Annotated in this window: 18 protein-coding genes; 7 read left to right on the top strand and 11 right to left on the bottom strand. The window is 57.6% G+C overall.

The window, feature by feature from the left end:
* Window positions 1–28: 28 nt before the first annotated feature.
* The 3 genes from LG300_RS03275 to LG300_RS03265 all read right to left on the bottom strand — a co-directional run bounded on the left by LG300_RS03275 (window position 29) and on the right by LG300_RS03265 (window position 3,231).
* Entirely contained in the window at window positions 29–1,525 is a 1,497-nt protein-coding gene (locus LG300_RS03275) for an alanine/glycine:cation symporter family protein (RefSeq protein ID WP_404376988.1), read from the bottom strand.
* 88 nt (window positions 1,526–1,613) lie between these two features.
* On the bottom strand, window positions 1,614–2,381 hold the full coding sequence (locus LG300_RS03270) for a metallophosphoesterase (protein WP_404376987.1): 768 nt from the start codon (window positions 2,379–2,381) through the stop codon (window positions 1,614–1,616).
* A 37-nt stretch (window positions 2,382–2,418) separates the two neighbouring features.
* Window positions 2,419–3,231 (bottom strand): alpha/beta fold hydrolase, encoded by an 813-nt coding sequence (locus tag LG300_RS03265; protein WP_404376986.1) that lies wholly within the window; start codon window positions 3,229–3,231, stop codon window positions 2,419–2,421.
* A 574-nt stretch (window positions 3,232–3,805) separates the two neighbouring features.
* On the opposite strand from LG300_RS03265, the gene LG300_RS03260 reads away from it, so the two are divergent.
* Entirely contained in the window at window positions 3,806–3,928 is a 123-nt protein-coding gene (locus tag LG300_RS03260; RefSeq protein ID WP_404376985.1) for a hypothetical protein, read from the top strand.
* Window positions 3,929–4,012: 84 nt separating this feature from the next.
* Here the strand turns inward: LG300_RS03260 and speG are convergent, their stop codons facing one another.
* Entirely contained in the window at window positions 4,013–4,564 is a 552-nt protein-coding gene (speG, locus tag LG300_RS03255; protein ID WP_404376984.1) for a spermidine N1-acetyltransferase, read from the bottom strand.
* 137 nt (window positions 4,565–4,701) lie between these two features.
* Window positions 4,702–5,922, bottom strand: a complete 1,221-nt coding sequence (locus tag LG300_RS03250; protein WP_404376983.1) for an NAD(P)/FAD-dependent oxidoreductase — start codon at window positions 5,920–5,922, stop codon at window positions 4,702–4,704.
* 127 nt (window positions 5,923–6,049) lie between these two features.
* Between LG300_RS03250 and ltaE the strand changes: the two genes are divergently transcribed.
* Window positions 6,050–7,057, top strand: coding sequence for a low-specificity L-threonine aldolase (gene ltaE / locus LG300_RS03245; protein WP_404376982.1), 1,008 nt, complete (start codon window positions 6,050–6,052; stop codon window positions 7,055–7,057).
* Between the two features lie 15 nt (window positions 7,058–7,072).
* Here ltaE and LG300_RS03240 read toward each other — a convergent pair whose 3' ends face one another.
* Entirely contained in the window at window positions 7,073–7,684 is a 612-nt protein-coding gene (locus LG300_RS03240; protein ID WP_404376981.1) for a LysE/ArgO family amino acid transporter, read from the bottom strand.
* Window positions 7,685–7,778: 94 nt separating this feature from the next.
* Entirely contained in the window at window positions 7,779–9,758 is a 1,980-nt protein-coding gene (gene fhuB / locus LG300_RS03235) for a Fe(3+)-hydroxamate ABC transporter permease FhuB (protein ID WP_404376980.1), read from the bottom strand.
* Window positions 9,759–9,942: 184 nt separating this feature from the next.
* Here fhuB and LG300_RS03230 point away from each other — a divergent pair, with 184 nt between their 5' ends.
* Both LG300_RS03230 and fhuF read left to right on the top strand, forming a co-directional pair.
* The gene (locus tag LG300_RS03230) at window positions 9,943–10,710 is read left to right on the top strand and encodes an ATP-binding cassette domain-containing protein (protein ID WP_404376979.1); all 768 of its coding nucleotides are present in this window, start codon (window positions 9,943–9,945) and stop codon (window positions 10,708–10,710) included.
* Between the two features lie 121 nt (window positions 10,711–10,831).
* Window positions 10,832–11,605, top strand: a complete 774-nt coding sequence (gene fhuF / locus LG300_RS03225; protein ID WP_404376978.1) for a siderophore-iron reductase FhuF — start codon at window positions 10,832–10,834, stop codon at window positions 11,603–11,605.
* Between the two features lie 26 nt (window positions 11,606–11,631).
* Here the strand turns inward: fhuF and LG300_RS03220 are convergent, their stop codons facing one another.
* A complete protein-coding gene (locus LG300_RS03220; protein ID WP_404376977.1) occupies window positions 11,632–13,287 on the bottom strand; it encodes a multidrug ABC transporter permease/ATP-binding protein in 1,656 nt (551 codons plus the stop codon).
* A 205-nt stretch (window positions 13,288–13,492) separates the two neighbouring features.
* Here LG300_RS03220 and LG300_RS03215 point away from each other — a divergent pair, with 205 nt between their 5' ends.
* Both LG300_RS03215 and LG300_RS03210 read left to right on the top strand, forming a co-directional pair.
* Complete coding sequence (locus LG300_RS03215) at window positions 13,493–14,359, top strand: LysR family transcriptional regulator ArgP (protein WP_404376976.1); 867 nt, start codon at window positions 13,493–13,495, stop codon at window positions 14,357–14,359.
* 281 nt (window positions 14,360–14,640) lie between these two features.
* The gene (locus LG300_RS03210; RefSeq protein WP_404376975.1) at window positions 14,641–16,380 is read left to right on the top strand and encodes a diguanylate cyclase domain-containing protein; all 1,740 of its coding nucleotides are present in this window, start codon (window positions 14,641–14,643) and stop codon (window positions 16,378–16,380) included.
* A gap of 27 nt (window positions 16,381–16,407) precedes the next feature.
* Here the strand turns inward: LG300_RS03210 and LG300_RS03205 are convergent, their stop codons facing one another.
* On the bottom strand, window positions 16,408–16,965 hold the full coding sequence (locus LG300_RS03205) for a cytochrome b (protein WP_404376974.1): 558 nt from the start codon (window positions 16,963–16,965) through the stop codon (window positions 16,408–16,410).
* Window positions 16,966–17,053: 88 nt separating this feature from the next.
* Window positions 17,054–17,926, bottom strand: coding sequence for a LysR substrate-binding domain-containing protein (locus LG300_RS03200; protein ID WP_404376973.1), 873 nt, complete (start codon window positions 17,924–17,926; stop codon window positions 17,054–17,056).
* Between the two features lie 143 nt (window positions 17,927–18,069).
* Between LG300_RS03200 and LG300_RS03195 the strand changes: the two genes are divergently transcribed.
* Complete coding sequence (locus tag LG300_RS03195; RefSeq protein WP_404376972.1) at window positions 18,070–18,948, top strand: DMT family transporter; 879 nt, start codon at window positions 18,070–18,072, stop codon at window positions 18,946–18,948.
* On the opposite strand, the gene LG300_RS03190 is transcribed toward LG300_RS03195, so the two are convergent.
* Entirely contained in the window at window positions 18,931–19,410 is a 480-nt protein-coding gene (locus LG300_RS03190) for an NUDIX domain-containing protein (protein WP_404376971.1), read from the bottom strand. The genes LG300_RS03195 and LG300_RS03190 overlap by 18 nt on opposite strands.
* Window positions 19,411–19,504 lie beyond the last annotated feature (94 nt).

Here is a 19,504-nt window from a genome sequence, read left to right as displayed (position 1 = left end):
AAGAGCGGCTCTCGGGCCGCTCTACACCTTATCGCGCTGCCGGTTTTTCTTCCCTGACTGGCCACACATCCTCATCCACCAGCTCTGGATTTTTGAGTATCGCGGGGTCGAACAGCGGTTCCTCGATGCCCTGGCGCCGCTGGCGTTCGTAATCCTTCAACACCGAGACCGCAATCGGTGCCATCAAGAGAATGGCAAACAGGTTGGTGGTCGCCATCAGCCCCATGGCAAGATCGGCAAAGTCCCAGACTACGCTGAGTTCCGCGACGGAGCCCAGCAACACCATGGCGAGGATGACGATTTTAAAAACACCAACCGCTTTTTTGGCGTGGCGGCGGAACAGGTACTCAATATTCACCGAAGAGAACGAGAAGTTCGCCAGAATAGAGGTAAAGGCAAAGAACAGAATAGCCAGCGCGATAAAGATTTCACCAAAGCCCCCCAGGTGATCCACCATGGCATCTTGGGTAAGCTGAATCCCTTCGATGCTCTCCCCCGGCGACTCCGACAGCAGCCGCTCGTACACACCGGAGAGCAGAATCACCACCGCCGTGCAGCTGCAAATCACGATGGTATCGACAAACACCCCAAAGGATTGCACCAGCCCTTGGGCCGCTGGGTGCTTCACGGTGGCCTGGGCGGCTGCGTTCGGGGTCGAGCCCATACCGGCCTCGTTAGAAAAAAGACCGCGCTTGATGCCGTTTTCCATTGCCGCCTTAATGGCGTAACCCGCCGCGCCACCTACCGCCGGGCCTAAACCAAAGGCGCTCATCACGATCAGTGAAAGCATATCGGGCACGGCGGAGAGGTTGGCAAATAGAATCCATAGCGCCACCAGCAGATAGGCAATTGCCATCACCGGCACAATCTTCTCGGCGGTGCGCGCTACCGATTTCAGGCCGCCATAGATCACAAAGCCAGCCAACACGGCAATGACCAAGCCGGTCAGCCAGTTAGGAACACCGAACGCACCGTTCATGCCCTGGGCAATGGTATTGGATTGAGCGGCGTTAAATGCCAGTCCGTAGGCAATGATCAAGAACACGGCGAACAGCGACCCCAACCAGCGCCAGCCGAGACAGCGCTCAATATAAAACGCGGGGCCACCGCGAAAGACGCCATCTTCGTTGCGGTGCTTATACACTTGTGCCAACGTCGACTCGATAAAGGCAGTAGCGAAGCCCAGCAACGCCGTCACCCACATCCAAAAAATCGCCCCTGGCCCGCCAATCCACAGCGCCAGGGCCACCCCTGCGAGATTACCGGTACCCACCCGGGCCGCCATGGAGGTGGCAAATGCTTGAAAGCCACTGATGCCATCACCAGCCCCACGAGCCGTGAAAGTCACATACGCCATATGCCTGAACAGACGAAACTGCATCCCACGCGTCATCATCGTGAACAGCAGGCCAGCACCGAGCAGCAGATAAACCAGGATATAGCTCCAGATAAAGTTGCTGACGGGCATCATGACCGCATATAAACCATCACGAAGTGGTCCTAGCACCGTTTCTAATAATTCCATCGCCTATCACTCCCTGTGGTTGTATGAGCAACTGTTCGTCACAGGTAGGAGTGTAGCTAGGTTATAGAGCAGCGCGTCATTTCAGCCCTTATTCGCCCACTGTGACCACCCAATCAGGCCGAAACATTGGCGGCGAAAACTCATCAGGATAGCCGCCGGGATTGGCGATAACGCGGGTGCCGCTGTGTAGCATATCCACCGGTTCATGTACGTGGCCGTGAATCCACAAGTCCATCTTTCCCATTAGCTGCGGGAGGTGGGAGGCAAAGGCGGGAGAGAGCGCATCGCCCAGGTACTGCTCGGGAATGCAGGCATGCAACGGTGCATGATGGCTAACGACGACACGGGGGCCATCGAAAGGCTGGTGGAGTTCACTGTTCAGCCATTCCAGCGCCTCACGGTGCACATCTTGGCTGGCTTGAGGCGTGAACACCTGGCCGGGAGACGTGGTAATAATGCGGAAATCGGGCATGTAGCGCAGCGCTTTAGCTTCGGTCTCGGCGGGGTCGCGGGTGGGGTCATCGGCATAGAGCGCAAAGTCCGTCCAGAGCGTCGTGCCGTAAAAGCGCACGCCATCAATGGTCACGCTGCGATTATCCAGCAGCTCAATATCATACCGAGCAGCTTCTAGCGCTAACTCTTGGCGCAGCAACGGCATGCAGGTGCCGTAGAACTCATGGTTGCCCGGCACGTAGAGAATAGGCAGGTCGGGAAACTGCTGCCGTGCCCACGCCAGGCCTTCTGCTCTGCGATGAATATCCCCTGCCAACACCACCACATCTGCCTCAACAGGCGGCAGCTCACGATGGCCATCAAAATGCTCTAAATGAAGATCGGATAAGACTCTCAAACGCATAGAACGTCTCACGTGATGCTTACATGGGCTTAGGCCGTTAATAGGCAAGGCGAGCGATAAATTGGCGGACGAACTCCACTACCACGTCTTCCGCCTCCCGGTGAGGAATATGACCGATACCGGGCAGCATTTCGCAGTGAGCGGGGCCTTGGGTATAGCGGGCAATGCGCTCAGGCTGGCGGTGCGAGCCGTACTCGTCTTTCTCGCCATGCAGCACAAGCGTCGGGCACTGCACTTGTTCAAGCGCAGGGATGAGTGACCACTCTGCAAACTCGGGGCTTAGCCAGGTGTTCGTCCAGGCGTTGAGCACCCAACGGGCTTTATCGCCGTGGTACTTGGCCAGCTTGGCAAACTGTTCCGGCGCTTCAAAAGCAGCTTTTGCGTCCTCAATCCCCTGCCGCGTGCGGTTTTCATTAAACGCTTGGGCGGCAATGGTCACCAACCCCTGGCACTGATCCGGGTAGCGCCCGGCGCAGTGCACCGCCATGCAGCCACCCACGCTATGGCCCAGGGCAATAAAGCGCGTTATCTGATAGGCCTCGCGTAGTGCTGCAAAGCTTCCTGTGGGTTCATCATCGATAAAACTGAGCGGCGGAGGCGTTCGGCACGCATCGGAGCGGCCAAAGCCAAGCCTATCGTAAGCAATGACCGGCTGCCGCGTCGCGGCACATAGCGCTGCGGGAAAGCTGCGCCATAGATCGACACAGCCTAGCGAGTCGTGAAACAACACAATGGGGACATCTGAGCGTGCATTGGCTGGTTCCCAGGTACGGGTAAACACGTCACCACTTGGGGTGGGCACCCAGCGGTCACATGGCTGGGTAGCCGAGGGGGTCGTCATGAGCGTCATCAGATTTTGCTCTTAGTTATTGGTTTGTTATGCGCTTAACCACCAACATAGCATGGCGCGGGACGTGTCCGCTTCTCCAGACGCAGCAACACTTCACCAGCACTATGCTGCAGCGCAACAAAAAAGGGGCTACACTGGTAAGTGTTGTCCCACCGGAGGACCATGTGATGACTATCATCAGTGCAATACCGGCGCGTGATGAGGAAGTGCTGGCTTTTTGGCAATGCCAGGCACAGTGGCAGCACGCGGCTAACGAAGCGTTTATCGCTTATTTTTGCTGAATAGCGCGATTTTCTTACTTTTACCCCTCTATAGACGAAAAGATAACACCCCAAGCCGACGCTGCCTGTCGGCTTTTTTGTATTATGAAAACCTTTTCCATTCAATGATCTATATATTTTAGCGCTTTTTTGTAAGCATTTTCTTACACGCAGTAGCAAATTGCTTACTTCTTTTGGACTAGTCAGGTCCACTGGAAGCGCCTAATATTCACACCACAGCTAATTTACCGCGCTACACAACGCAAGCTGTGTATAACAAAAACGATTCATCAACCTCATCAGGAGTGCTCGCCATGCACCATGTAGCTAAACAATGTCAGGCGATGGAAGTCGATGTCATGGAAGTATGGGCGCAGCGTGCCCAGCAGCAGCAAACGGCTTTTGATGCCATTGCAGCTTATATGCGCCAGCAGTAATACGGCGGCCAGCGCCCGGCCTTGGTGAAATACCAACCAAGCGGGCGCTGCTAATCAACGCTCACTAGATGAATTTAGCGCCCCCTAGCCCCACCCGCCCTCTTCTGCCGGCTGCCCGCCTAACTGCGCCAGATACGTCTCCTGCAGGATATACATCCGCTTTACATCACGGTATTTGCCGTTGATGAAAAACTCCTGCACTAAGTGCCCCTCTTCAATAAACCCACTCTCCTCATAGAGGTGGATCGCTTTGACATTCTGGACTGCCACAATCAAGTAAACCTTGTGCAGGTTTAAGATCGTGAAGGAGTAGTGCAGCGCCTGGCGAATCAACGAGCGGGCGAACCCTTTGCCTTGATGCTCCGGGGTAACAATGATTTGAAACTCAGCGCTGCGGTGGATGTAGTCAATCTCAATCAGCTCCACCAGCCCAATCGCGTTACCGCTGCTGTCTTCGGCAACGAAGCGCCGCTCCGCATTATCGTGAATATGCTTGTTATACAGCTCCTCCAGCTCATCAAACGACTCGTAGGGCTCCTCAAACCAGTACGACATAATGCTCTGGTTATTGTTGAGCTCATGCACAAAGCGCAGGTCGTTACGTTCCAGGGCACGCAGATAAAGGGTGGGACTCATGAAAGGCACTCGCTTATCAAACACACGGCACTCTATACAGTACTCTACACAGTACTCTACACAGCACTATCCAACAGGCAGGCGATATCAGTACATGACATAGCTATTCGTAGTGTAGCGCTTTACCCGCTGCTTAGTTATGTATCATGCCGCTCCCGCTGAAACGAGAACAGTGCACTTAATGGGTGCTGGCGTCTTTCAATCAGCGCACGCAGCAGTTGGGCACCTATCATGCTGTAAGTAATGCCATTCCCCCCATAGGCCATGGCGAAATGCACCCGTGGCCCCAGTGCTTCGTGGGGGCCGAAGTAGGGCAAGCCGTCGTCGGTTTCCGCAAAGGTGCCTCCCCAACAAAACGTCGGGTTAATCTTGAGGTCAGGCCAGAGCGCTTCGACCTTTGCCGCCAGCGTTTGAGCTTTTTCCATTACCCGCGCGTCCCGACGCTCGGCAATATCTTCATCGTCATCCTCTCCTCCGATCAACAGTCGCCCCTCTTGGGTGGAGCGCAGGTAGAGGTACGGCCGCGCCGACTCCCACACCAGGGTGTGGCCAAGCTTGCCTAACATCTCGCGGGGCAACGGATCGGTGACAAACGCATAGCTGCTGCGATTGGTAGCCACTGGCGACGGTAGCCATGACTGGCTTTCGTACCCTGCGGCGATGATGACCTGCTGACAGCGCAGCATGGCACCATTGCGTAGCCTAACGTCCACACCCTGGTCGTCACTCTCCAGCCGTTCGACCTGGGTGCGATCAAATACCTTGCTGCCCCGCCGCACCACGCCCTCCAATAGGTGATACGTCATGCGATAAGGGTCGGCGCTGGCGGCCAGTGAGGAGAGAATCGCCCCTGGCGCTGAAAAGCCGTAGCCCGCTTCGATGGCGGGCCGATCCAGCCAAGCCACCTCAAAGCCGTAGCGCTTGCGCATTGCAATTTCGGCCTTCAAAGCAGCAACGTCCTCTTCCTGGCTTGCAAAGTAGAGGCTTTGCTGGCGGCTAAACGCCACATTGCCTAGCTCAGCGGCCAAGCTTTCCAGGGAGCGGATTGCGTCGGCACAGCGACGATACGCCATTACCGCGTTGGCTTCGCCATACTGTTCGGCCAAATGCACCATATGGGTATCAATCTCATACTGCAGTAGCGCTGTACTGGCGGCAGAGCTGCCCCACCCTACGTCGCGACGCTCTAGTACCGCTACCTGATGGCCGTAACGGCTTAGCTCATCGGCAATTAAGGCGCCGGTGATCCCTCCCCCAATAATCACTGTTTCCGTTTGCAGATCATGGGTAAGCTGCGGAAAAGGGGTTAACAAACCATTTTTGACCGTCCAAAACGGGTAGCCACTTTTAAGGTCCATCTTATCGCCTATGCTAGGTTGCCATACGGTAGAGTTGGATATAAAACGATGTCGCAATGTCTGCGATAACCATAGCTGTTTATATTCATAGTGCCCTTTTCGGGAGGGCCACCTGAGTGAGAGTCTTATGATTGATTTACGTAGCGATACGGTGACACGCCCCACCGCTGCCATGCAGGAAGCCATGATGTCGGCTCCGCTAGGGGATGATGTATGGGGCGATGATCCAACGGTGAATGCCTTTCAAGCCACGCTGGCCGAGCGTACCGGTAAAGAGGCCGCGCTGCTGTTCCCCAGCGGCACCCAGAGCAACCTGGTGGGGTTAATGGCTCACTGCGAGCGGGGCGATGAGTATATTGTCGGCCAGAGCGCCCACACCTATCGCTATGAAGGGGGCGGCGCTGCCGTGTTGGGCAGCATTCAACCGCAGCCGATTGAAAACGCCCCGGATGGCAGCCTGCCGTTGGAAAAAATCGCCGCCGCCGTCAAAGCCGACGATTTTCACTTTGCCCGCACCCGGCTCTTGGCGCTGGAAAACACCATTGGCGGGAAGGTACTGTCTGCCGAGTACGTGCAGCAGGCCACCGCGCTGGCTAGAGAGCATGGTCTCGCTACCCACTTAGACGGTGCTCGGCTCTTCAATGCCGTCGTCGCGACGGACACCTCAATAAAGCAGCTTTGCCAGCCCTTCGACAGCGTTTCACTGTGCTTTTCGAAAGGGCTAGGCACGCCCATGGGCTCGGCACTGGTGGGTTCCCAAGCTTTTATCGACCGCGCTCGGCGCTGGCGTAAGGTAGTAGGGGGCGGCATGCGCCAATCAGGCATTATTGCCGCCGCCTGCCAGCACGCGCTGGATCACCACGTAGCGGATTTGGCCCACGATCACCGTCGTGCAGCTCGTCTGGCCGAAGGCTTGGCCGCCTTTCCCGCCATTGAGGTGACCTCACAGGCCACCAATATGGTGTTTGTTCAGATCGACAAAGCGCATGTCGCGCCGCTGGCCGCTTGGCTCAAGGAACATGGCGTGCTGATAGAACTGCTCTACGCCACACGGATGGTGGTGCATCGTGATATCAGCGACAGCGATATTGAGCAGGTGCTGGATATCATCAAACGCTACTTCGATCAGGCGTAACGCGTCAATCAACCCCTACAACAGCGCCGAGCCGAGCGCGAGGTGCACCGCGATGGCAGCCATCATCAGGCCAATCAGCCCATCAATGGTGCGCCAAGCGCCGGGGCGGGTGAGCCAGGGCGACAGCGCCGCGCCGCCCCAGGCCAGCAGGCTAAACCAGAGAATCGACGCCGTTGAAGCCCCTGCCACAAACACGCTGGCGCTCTCTTGCTGAGCGCCAATGGCGGGAATTAACAGCAACGTATCCAAATACACCTGCGGGTTAAGTACCGTGACAGCCAGTGTCGCCAGCAGCACGCCGCGCAGGCTACGCGCTTTGGCGCTGTTGGCCTTTAAGCCTTCGCGGCCGCTGGCGGCGCGCCACAGCGCTTGTGCCGCTAGCCAGCTCAAAAACAGCACGCCTACCCAGCGCATGGTTTCCATAGCGTTGGGCATAGTGAGCAAAAACGCGCTGGCACCAAACATACCGGCCGTGAGCAGGATGATATCCGCGCTAATGCACAGCCCCGCCGACCACCAGTGATACTCGCGGCGAATGGCCAGCCCCAGCACATAGGCGTTCTGCGCCCCAATCGCCATGATAATGCCGCCGCAAACCACTAAGCCCGTTAGATAGCTTTCCCACATCGCCACTCGCCTTATGCTTGAGTAAAGAAGGCGTTAGGGTAAGGCAAAGCCTGCATAACGAAAAATCATCTTACTAATAGTGCATTAGCACAGCTTATAAGCGGCGCAGCCCCCACATAAAGTAGGCACCACCGATCAGCGAGGCCACTAAGCCCGCCGGAATCTCATAAGGGAACATGATTTGGCGGCCCACCCAGTCGGCCAGCACCATCAGCAGCATACCGATCAAGGCAGCGCCCACTAAGTGCTGGCGGGCGCGGGAGAAGCCCATTAACCGGGCCATATGCGGTGCCAATAAGCCAATGAAGGAGAGCGGCCCCACCACCAGCGTGGCGCAGGCGGTGAGCAACGCGACCAGCAGTAACAGCGCTAAACGCGCACGATTAAGACCAATGCCCAGCGAACGCGCTGTTGCGGCTCCCATCGGCATGATGTCTAGCCAGCGGGTGAACGGCAACGCTACCAACGCCAGCCCCGCCGCCATGCTGCCTACGAGCAGCGCACTGCCTACATCAACGTAATAGGTAGAGCCTGCCAACCAGGCGATGACCTGCTGACCTCGCGGGTCGCCGCCCGCCAGTAGCACGCTGCGTACCGCATCGAACAGTGCGCTAATCGCCACGCCGCTGAGCAGCAAACGCTCAGGCACGAAGCCGCTTTTACGGTTGAGCGCTACCAGCACCAGCAGGGTCGCCAATGCGCCCAGCGTGCCAATCGCCACCAATAGGGCATTGCTTGGGGCAGGCAGCAGGTAGATACCTAAAATCAGCGCAATGGCACAGCCGCCGCTAATACCCAATACTTCCGGGCTCGCCATGGGGTTGGCGGAAAGGCGCTGCAGAATCGTGCCCGCAATCGCCAGCATCAAACCACTGGCCGCTGCGGCTATGACGCGCGGAAAGCGCCACTCAATCACGCTCCAGTTCGTCGGGGCGATCATGCTCCAGCCGTTGGCCCCCTGACCCACCAAATGGCCCACCACCATGGCCGCCACCAACGCCAGCAGCAGACCAATGGCTAGCCGGTTAGGCGCGGCGTGGCGCGTTATCACCACGCCAGACGCTTGGGGAGGACGGTCGCCCTGCAGCTTAAGGCGCTGAATTAACCACATCAGCAGCGGTGCACCTAACGCTCCCGTCACGGCGCCGGTGGGAATCAGCGTCGCCACCATGCCGGAAAAACGCTGCAGCAGGAGATCCGTCGTGGCCAGCAGCACGGCGCCTAATAGCGTCGACCAGAGCAAGCGCGCACGCAACGTGCGTGCCCCCGCCATACGCACGATATTGGGGGCCGCTAACCCAATAAAGCCGATGATACCCACCACGCTCACCACGCTACCGGTCATAAACACCGCCAGCCCTAACCCGGCAAAGCGCAAATGCTTCAGCGAAATCCCCAGGCTTTTGGCGCTGGCGTCGTCTAACTCTAAAACCGCCAAAGGACGCAGCAACAGCCACGCTGCCAAGCCGCAAATGGCCAGCCGTGGAGCCAGCGACGCCACCCCATCCCAGCCATTTTGCGCCAGGGAACCCGCGCCCCAAATCAGCAGCCCAGCCAGGGTTTCATGGTTGAACAGCAGCAAGGCCGTCGAGAGCGCGCCCAGGTAAAGATTAACCACCAGCCCCGCCAGCACCACCGCAATGGGCGCTAACCCCTGCCGCCAGGCGAGCGCAAATACCAACCCTACAGCAGCAGCGCCACCCAGCAGCGCAATCCACTCCCCGCCGATGGCCAACATCCCAGGTGCCATCAATGTGGCCGCCATCAGCGCCAAGTTAGCGCCTGATGCCACTCCCAAGGTAGTCGGCGATGCCAGCGGGTTGCGTAGCACCTGCTGCATTAACACCCCGGCTAGCGCCAAACCGCCCCCCGCCAACAGCGCAATTGTAAAGCGCGGCCACCAGGTAAAGTGCAGCAGCAGCTCATCGACGTTCTCAAAGGTAGGAAACAGCAGCGCTTGAAAGCCCGGCACGATACCGCCCTGCTGCTGAAGGCTGAGTACCAACAGCACCAACAGCGGCAAGCTCAGCAACAGACAGGTTTGCACAGGTGATGTGCCACGGCGCATTAGCATAACGACAATACCCCATGAACGACGGAAACAGAGGCATTGGCAGGCATTGTCATTGGCGCGACCTTGGCAAGCGAAAGGGTTGAAAAAATAAATGAAAGGGCGAGATTCTAAATGATAAGTATTAACACTACAATTGGGGGCATTACAGCATTACCATCATCACCACCACCTTCAGGAGCCGTGCATGTTCGACGTTCAGGGTGCCACCTTCGCTATTAACGGCAAACCCCTTCTTCAGCCCGTCCACCATACCTTTGAAGAGGGCAAGGTGTATGGCCTGATTGGTCATAACGGCTCTGGAAAATCGACACTGATCAAGCTATTGGCGCAACAGCAGCCCGTCAGCAAAGGTGAGATCTATTTCGACCAGCGCCCGTTGCATGAGTGGGGCAACCGCGAATTTGCCCGCCAGGTAGCCTATCTCCCCCAGCACCTACCTAGCGCGGAAAACCTCACCGGCCGCGAGCTAGTGGCCTTTGGGCGCTACCCCTGGCACGGGCTGCTAGGCCGCCACAATCAAAAAGATAAAGAGGCGATTGAGCGCGCCATTACGCTGACCCACACGGAAGCCTTCGCCGACCGCTTGGTAGATACGCTCTCGGGCGGTGAACGCCAGCGGGTGTGGCTCGCCATGCTGATTGCCCAAGGCAGCCGCTTTTTACTGCTGGATGAGCCGCTGGCAGCGCTGGATATCGCTCACCAAATGGAAGTATTGGCGCTGATTCGTAAGCTCTGCGACGAGCTGAACCTGGGTGTGATCATAGTTCTCCACGACATCAATATGGCGTCGCGCTACTGCGATGAGCTGATGGCTCTGCACAGCGGCCGCCTGCTGGCCCACGGCACGCCCGATGCCTTAATGCAAAGCACTACGCTGGAAGCCATTTATGGCCTACCCATGCAGGTCATGCAGCATCCTAACGGCGGGCATCGCATTGCCGTGGCCCAATAAGCGCCGATAACGGACGCAAGACTGAAAAAGAGTCGTTCTCAATTAACTCTTCAACTGATAAGCATTATCGCTTATGCTGGCGACCTGTTTACGTGCCCTCATCACGTCTTGGAGTTCGGTTATGCCTCTTGCCTTGCGCCAGCCCGACACCGCTACGCCGCTCATGCTTGCTGATTGCTATCAGGGGGCGCTTGAGCACTTTACGCCGCCGCTGATCGGCGGCGCAGTGCCGCAGAGGGCTATCAAGGCATCGCGGTGGCGCAACCCCGCCCTGCTTGAAGAGGATATGGCGCGTTACGCCAGCCGCTATCCCAACGGAGACAAGCGGGCTATTGCCTCGCTCTGGTCGAAGTGGCACTTCAGCACCGTGACCGTCCCTACGCTGACCGCCCACCTACTGTTAAATCGCGACTTACCGGTCGGGCTGGATGATCTCTATGTGATGCAAAACGAGGAAGGCTGCGCCCAGCGGATTTGGCTGCCCCATGAAGGCGAGCGTTTTACCACCCTGGACACTACCGAGCGCTTTACCACGCTGATCGAGCAACACTGGGCCCCGCTGATCGAGCGCCTTTCGGCGATTTCCGGGGCCGCGCAGCGGGTATTTTGGAGCAACGCCGGTGGCTACGTGGATTACTACGTGAACGCCCTTGCCGGGCATCCGCTGGTCAACCGGGGTGCCCTGGCCGCCACCCGAGCGCTGCTGGAATCACGCACCCTCAACGGCCAGCGCAACCCGCTGTTTGAGCCAGTACGCACCTACCAGCCTAGCGGCAGCGAAGAGGTCAAGCGGGTGCGCAAGCTCTGCTGTTTGCGCTACCTGCTTGATGAGTTTGAAGTGTGCGGTAACTGCCCGCTGGAAGGGTGCGACCGCCAGGCACGTCGCAAAGGCTGATAAGCCACCATTTACGAAGCAACCACTTACGAACTGATCTGTGCCACCGCGTCTTCACTCGCCTGGGCTCGCTGCTCACCGGTCAGCTCGCAAAGCCGCCCTTTGGACATTTCTAATAAGCGGTCCGCATGGACGAAGTAGCTGTCGTCGTGGCTAATGGCAAACACGGTTTTGCCCATCGCTTTCAAGTGGGGCAACAGCTCGCGGTAAAACAGCCGCCTGAACTGCGGGTCCTGATCAGCCGCCCACTCGTCCAGCAGCAAAATATCCCGCTCTTCGGCAATCGCCAGCAGCAGCGCCAAGCGCTTGCGCTGCCCTTGCGAGAGCTGCGTATTTACCACTCGATCACCCTGCCACTCCAGCTTCTGCTGCATCTGCAGCCGCTCAAGCCATGTCGCCACCAGTACCGGGTCGGCCGCTTTGCCACCCGGCCCCATGGCTTGGTCGAACTGGTGAAAATCGGTAAAGACGCTGGCAAAGCGCGCCCGAAACGCGGCCCACTCCTGCGGGCTTAGCTCCTTGCCATCCACACTGATCTGGCCGCTTTGCGGGCGGTAAAGCCCCGACAGCAGGCGCGCCAGCGTCGATTTACCGCTGCCGTTGCCGCCAATCAAAAACACCTGCTCGCCACGCGCCAACGTGAGATTAAGCGGCCCTACCTGAAAACCCTCGCCGCCGGATGATGGCGTGTAGCGATACACCACATTCGTCAGCGTTAAGCGCTGCCAGCCGCGGAAGTGATCCTTCACATCGAAGCCAGACTGGAACTCGGCTAGCTCCAGGCTTGCCAGCTTATCAAACGCCACCTGGGCACTGATTAACGTGGGCCATGCGCCCACGGCCTGAATTAAGGGCGTGCGTAAAAACAGCAGGGTTAAAGCAAAAGTGGCCGCCACCGCCGGGCTTGCCCAGCCCAGCACGTTGGCCATAAAGAACACCACGCCAATGGCGCCCAGCATCATAATATTGGACCAGTTATTGGCGCTGAGGTGGTAGGTGTCCGCCCGAATAATATGGTGCCGGTACGCATTGGCATTGGCGGTATAGGACTCATCGAAAAAGCGCCGTGCACGGTCGCGGTTGAGCGCCAGCTCTTTGCGCCCCTCAATGGCCGATTGATAATCCTTATACAGGCGGTCCTCGCTTTCGCGCACCTGATGGAAGTGACGATACACCTTCGACACCAGCACCCAGCCAACGCCCATGGTGAAGGCCATCCAGAGTACCGTAATGACCACCATTTCAGGCGAGAGCCACGCCAGATACACCACCGAGGCCAGGGTTAGCACCACGCCCTGCACCAGCTCCGGCAGGCGCACGAAGCCGATGGTGATATTACGCACATCGCTGGAGAGGCTTGCCAGCAGCGTGGCGTTGCCCACCTGCTCTAAGCGTTCGATATCGGTATCCAGAATCCGCTTCACCAGTCGGGAACGCAGGTCAAAAACGAAGTGGTGGCCCAGCACGGTCAGCGCAAGCTGGGTGCCCAAAGTGACGGCCAGCAACAGCAGCAGCAAGCCCAAAAACTGCGGCAGCGCCGACAGCGTACTGCCCGCCTCGATCAACCGCTGGTTAATAAAGGCGATGACGCCCACCCCAAGCCCGGCACTGAGTAAACTCAGCGCCAGTGCGCCGATAAACGGCCAGCGGTAGTGACGAAATACCACCCGCAATAACTCCATGGTGCTCCCTCTTTACACATAGGCGGCGAATTGTGACGCACTTCCCTGTCAAGTCAAACAAGAGACTGATTTTCATTTGCGGACAAGCGCCCAACTCGCTTTTACTAAGCGCCTCGGTATAACGTCACCGCCACGGCAGCTGGTAGATGGCGGTTAGTAAATGATGAATAGTAGATGGCAAATAGTAGGCAGTAGGGATAAAGCGATGGTGGACTACAAACTTCTTCAAGCGCTGGCGACCGTGGTGGAGTGCGGCGGTTTCGAGCGGGCGGGCGATTTGCTAGGCCTCTCGCAGTCGGCTATTTCGCAACGCATCAAGGCGTTAGAGGTCCGCCTGGGCCAGCCGGTCCTGGTACGCCACCCCGCTCTCGCGCCTACGCCTGCCGGCCAGCGGCTACTCGCCCACTACCAGCAGGTGCAGCTCTTAGAGCGCGATTTACACCAGGCGCTACCCACGTTGGAAAAAGCCGCACCACGCCTACGCATTGCCGTAAATGCCGATAGCGTGGTGACTTGGTGGGCCGATGCCGTGGCCGAGATTTGCCAGTCAGAAGAGGTACTGCTGGATTTGGTGATTGAGGATCAAGAAGTGGGCTTGAAGCGCCTGCGCGATGGCGATGTTGCGGCCTGCCTGTGCGCCACGCCCAACCCAATTGCCGGTGCCCGCTGCCTGCATGTAGGGGATATGCCTTATCAGCCGCTGGCTTCTCCCAGCTATGCCGCGCGCTTTTTCCCGCAAGGGCCAAGCACGGAGGCCTTTCAAACAGCACCGGCCATTGTGTTTGGCCCACACGATCAGTTACAGCACCGCTTTCTTGCCGAGTGCGGCTACCACGGCCACTTCCCCTACCACCTCTGCCCCTCTTCAGAGGGCTTTGTGCGCTTTGCCACGGCGGGAATCGGTTACGGCATGATTCCGCAGCTCCAGGCCGCCGAGCAGCTGCAAACGGGGCAGCTTGTCAATATCGCCCCCGGCTACCGCCTTAACGTACCGCTTTACTGGCACTTTTGGCGGCATAGTGGACAGCTCATACAGCGTCTAACCGAAAGGCTGAACCACATCACGCTTTAGCACCATTTTTGCTCAAGGCGCTGCAAAGAGGGCTACACTCAAGATGCTTCTAGGCTCCTGAGTCATAAAAATCTCGCACATGGCAAGTTATAAAAACGCTACTAATCTGTTGCAGCAGAACAGCCTATTGACCTATTAGCAAACAGCACAACTATCAAGCTCTTCGAGACAGGCTAGGGGTGGGGTGCGCCTGTCCGGAGCCAAAAAAAACCAAAATAGCGATATCTATGGATGCTCACTGTTGGTTAAAGCGCCTTTCGGCTGGCTTGATTGCGTTTCTTATGAGTTGGCACCTCCCGGCAAGTGCCAGCAGTACGCTGTCTCTTTCACCCGAACAGCCGCGCTACGCTTTAACGGCAGCCAGCAGCTACTGGCATGCCACGGAGCCACTCACCCTGCAAGCGCTATTAGCCCTTAACCCGCCGTTTCAGGCAGCTGATGACGAGCCAAGTTTGCACTTTGGCTACACCCAAAGCGATACCTGGCTGACCACTCGGCTCCATAATGCCTCACCGCGCCCTACTACCTGGATGGTAACGTTCGAGTATCCCTTTTTAGATCACGTCACACTCTATACCCTGCGTGAGCAGTTTAGCGACGTGCAGCACAGCGGCAGTGCCGTACCCGTGGCAGAACGCGCGTTAGCCCATCGCCAGGCGGTGTTTCCCCTTACGTTAGCCGGGGGAGAAACGGTCACGCTGTATAGTCAGGTTAGCGCTGCAGGCAGTAAGGTACTGAATTACAGCGCCATGAGGCCCGAAGCGTTTTATACCCAAAACGACCGTCATAATTTTTGGTTGGCGACCTATTTCGGCATGTTATTGGCCCTGGGTATCTACAATCTCCTGCTATTTCTTGGCCTGAAAGAGCGGGTATTCCTGCACTACACGCTGTTCACCTTTGGCTTCACGCTGGCCATTTTGACCTTTAACGGCATGGGCACGCTGATGTTCTGGAGTTTTTTAGGGGAGCACACCGCTCGGCTTGTGGCGATCGGCTTCACCTTTGCCTCGGCCATGGCCACGCTGTTCGCCCAGAGCTTTCTTAACACTGGGCGCTACAGCCCTGGCTGGCATCGCACCCTTTCGCTGTTTCGTATTGGCTGCTGGCTAGTACTTGCCGCCGTTATTGTCATACCGACCCAGCTAGCGCTGCTATTGATGGATATAACAGGGTTTATCGCTTCGCTGCTGCTATTGCTATGCGGTATTTACTGCAGCTGGCGCCGCGTGCCCAGTGCGCGGCTCTTTGTGCTGGCTTGGTCGATTTTCCTACTCGGTGCCGCCGTGTTCGCACTGCGCAATATGAGCATTCTGCCCGCTAATTTCATTACGCTACACGGTATACAGATTGGCTCTGCTATTGAGATGTTGCTGCTCTCTTTTGCCCTGGCGTCGCGCTTTAATAAGCTAAAGTGGCAAAAGGAGCGTGCCCAGGCCGAAACCGTTGCGATGTTAAAAAAGCAGGAAGCAGCACTAGAAGCGAAGGTTGCCCTGCGCACCCAAGCGCTTGAGCGGTTGGCTAACCACGATACGTTAACCGGCTTACTTAACCGCCACGGACTCGTACACCGCGCCACCACCGCCCTGGAGCGCAGCCAGCGCGATCATATTCCGTTTGCGTTAATTATGTGCGACCTCGACCGTTTTAAACCGATTAACGATAAATACGGGCATGAAGCCGGTGACTTTGTCCTTCAACAGGTAGCAAAACGCTTGGAGCACATTGCCAGGGAGAGCGACCACTGCGCCCGTTTCGGTGGGGATGAGTTTATTGTGCTGCTGGAGGACATCCAACAGCCGAAAACGCTAGAAGAGGTGTGTAACCGTATTGTGCAAACCGTTAGCTCGCCCATTAAGCTTCCCTGCGGGGCGATGGTAAACGTGGGGGTAAGCGTTGGAGTGAGCCTAAGCAGTGAAGATAACAATACGCTGGAAGACCTACTACGGGAGGCCGACCGGCAGATGTATGCCGAAAAGTCACGCCAAACCGCCCGCTTTTATGGCTATGGCTCAGCGTGACGTCGTAGAGGAGACGTGGACAGCGATTTAATCAAACAGGCTCATACGCTTCATTACATTATCGCGCTTGATACGCCAGTGGAACAGTGCGCCAGCCACATGCAGCGTAATCAGTAAGATCAGCGCCCAACCCAAGCGCCCGTGCCACATAAACAGCGTTTCCGAGAGCGCCTCATGCTTGCCCAAGAGCCCTGGCAGGTGCCAATGGAAAAACTCCACCGGAAAACCGCCCGTGGCGGTCGCTGCCCAGCCTAGAAGCGGCATGATCACCAGCCCCGCATAAAGCAAATGGTGCACACTGGTGCTCACAATGCGCTCAAAGGCATTCAAGGGCGGGTCGTGGTCCGGCACCACGAAGGCAACCCGGGTAATAATCCGCAACGTCATCAACAACAGGATGGTAACGCCCAGCGTTTTATGGCTGGTGTAGAGCAGGTTGGTCAGCGTATTCCCCACCAGTGCAACGGTGCGCTCATAGCCCAAAAACCCGAGGGTTAAGCCGCTGGCCAGTGACAGCAACACCGCCAAAGCCACCAGCCAGTGCAGCACCCGATGTGGGTAGATATAGTGATCTAACTCGTGCATTCAAAACTCCCTGCCCAGTAGCGTCGTCACCGTTAGCTTAGTTCAGCGGCGTCACGATAGAAAAATGATTGTTAGGTAATGACATACCTTATAACGCTTCGCTGGGAGCCGCTAGCTGTTCGCGAATCAATTCACCCAGCCGTCGAGCTGGCTCTGAAGGCCGGTGCGGCGCACGGTGCAACGCCAGCTCAATCATCGGCAAAGCAGGCAGCCCGCTACTCTCATCTAACGGTCGCAGCGTAGGTGTGAGCATACTCCGCGTCACAACCACCACTGCCAACCCTGCAGTCACAATCGGCGCAAGCCCCGCCATAGACTGGCTAGTGTAAGCCACTCGCCAATTCCGCCCGGCGGCCTGTAAGACCTGCTCCGCCACCTCACGAAACACATCCGCCCCTGGGGAATATAGCGCTAGCGGAATAGGGTCGCTCAATGATGGCTGCTGGTGAACCCCTACCGCCCAGACCAGCGGCTCACGGCGAATCACATCGCCCCCTGGGGAGTTGCGCTGGCGCGTTACCAGTGCAAGATCCAGTTCCGAGGCTTTCACTTGCTTGACCAAATGGGCACTGGTGCCGCACTTAACGGTTAACCCCACCGCCGGATAGAGCTGGTGAAAGTAGGCAAACACCGACGGTAGCAGCGAGGCGTAATCCTCAGGGATGCCGAGGGTGAGATCTCCGGTAATCTGGCGGGCCTGCATATCGCTCCAGGCCTCGTCGTTCAGCGTTAACAATCGGCGCGCATGGGCAAGTAAGCGCTCACCTTCAGCGGTAAAGCGCAGCCGCCGCCCATCCCGCTCATGCAGGCTAACCGCTAGCTGCGCCTCTAACCGCTGTAACTGCATACTCACCGTGGACTGGGTATAAGCCAGCCGTTTTGCCGCTGCGGTCACGCTACCGGTATCCGCAATCGCTACCAGCGTTCTTAACAGCGTTAAGTCAAACGTGGGCGCACGCATTCATCACCATTGTTGATGATATTGATCATAAAAGATCGTTATCTTGATGGTTAAAGGGGGGAGTATGCTGCGCGGCATGGACTTATTTCAAGGCTTGTTTCACTTCAAGGCTTGGATCACTGCAAGGTTTCAGGAGACGTGCTATGCACCCCATTCACTCGACGGTGGTGGTATCCCCTAAATACAGCGTATGCGCCGCCTTGGTGGCAGTGACCCTGTGGAGCGTTGCACCGCTGCTGGCTGAGTTTGCCCACGCCACCGCTCCCCTGCAGCTAACGACACTCACGCTGCTGGCAGGCGCGCTTACCACGCTACCGTTAAGCCGGCGTGCCGCTACGCAAACCTGTTCGCTAGGCTGGCGGCTAAGCGTGTGGCTCGGTATTCCGCTGCTGATCGTTGGGGCCGTTAGCAGTTACTTTATTGGAATGCGCCTAGCCCCCGCCGCCGAAGCGGCGCTCATCACCTACACCTGGCCGGTACTGTTTGTGTTATTAAGCCAATGGAGCCGCTGGGGTCGCCTGCAATGGGCGAGCGTGGCTGGTGCACTGATTGCCTTTTCCGGCGCAGCCATTTTGCTACTTCCCCAAGCGCTGAACGGTGGCTTTGGTGGCGCGGCGTCCGGCTATGGGTTGGCCTTGCTCGCCGCCTGCTGTTGGGCATTTTACTCCTGGCTGGGGCAGGCAGCCCCGATCTCTTTAACGCCCCTGCTACCGCGCTTACTGCTAGTGGCCTGTGCCATGACCAGCATCGCCAGCCTACTGCTGGAGGGCAACGCCGCACTGCCACGTGGCGAAGCGCTGCTGGCAGGTATCGCGTTAGGCCTTGGCCCTTACGGTATTGCCATGGTGGCCTGGGATAAAGCACTGCGCTTTGGCCAGGCAAGCCTGGTGGGAAGCTTGGCCTACGGCGTGCCCATTCTGGCGGCCTTGCTTCTGGTGCTGGCCGGAGTGAGTGCTTTTGATTGGCGGCTGCCCACCGCTGCACTGCTGGTGGTCGTCGGCTGCCTAAAGGCGAGCCGTTGAGGCTGGCATCATGGTTTCACTAAACAACACGCTGGCCATCAGTTCAGGCAACCAAGAGGGGGAAAACTGTGCTGCCTCGGTACGCTGCATCTCAGCCAGCGGCCACCACTGATAAAGCGGCACGGCTGCCGTTGTTGCTGTTAGCAACAGCTCCCCTTGCAGGCTGCCTTGTTCACTATCGTGATGTTCAGGGCAGCGCACCAAGAAAAAGCGCTCTTCTACCGGGTGGCCCGTCGCCTCAATGAGTTCACGCTGGCGCAAAAGCGGCCCAAGGGGGCAGCTTAGCCCGGCCTCCTCGTGCAGTAAGCGTATCGCCGCGGCGGGGTAGTCTTCGTCGTTTAATAGCTCGCCTCCCAGTGTCTTCCAAGGGGTGAGCGAAGCGTCACGTTTGAGCAGTAGATGCCCTTGTGGGTCAACAACCAGCAGGCGTACCTGCCGATGGGTTTTATTATCAATATTCATAAGCGATCCATGCCTACTGGAAAACGAATGGTGGTGAAACAAAAAAGCAGCTCCGGCAACGTGACGTTGCGGCGGGCTGCTTTTAGCGTAGTTG

The organism is Vreelandella aquamarina, assembly GCF_044805175.1.
In the GTDB taxonomy this organism is placed as follows: Bacteria; Pseudomonadota; Gammaproteobacteria; order Pseudomonadales; family Halomonadaceae; genus Vreelandella; species Vreelandella aquamarina_B.
Note: the sequence above shows the minus strand (reverse complement) of the source record. Positions and strands in the feature narration are given on the sequence as shown.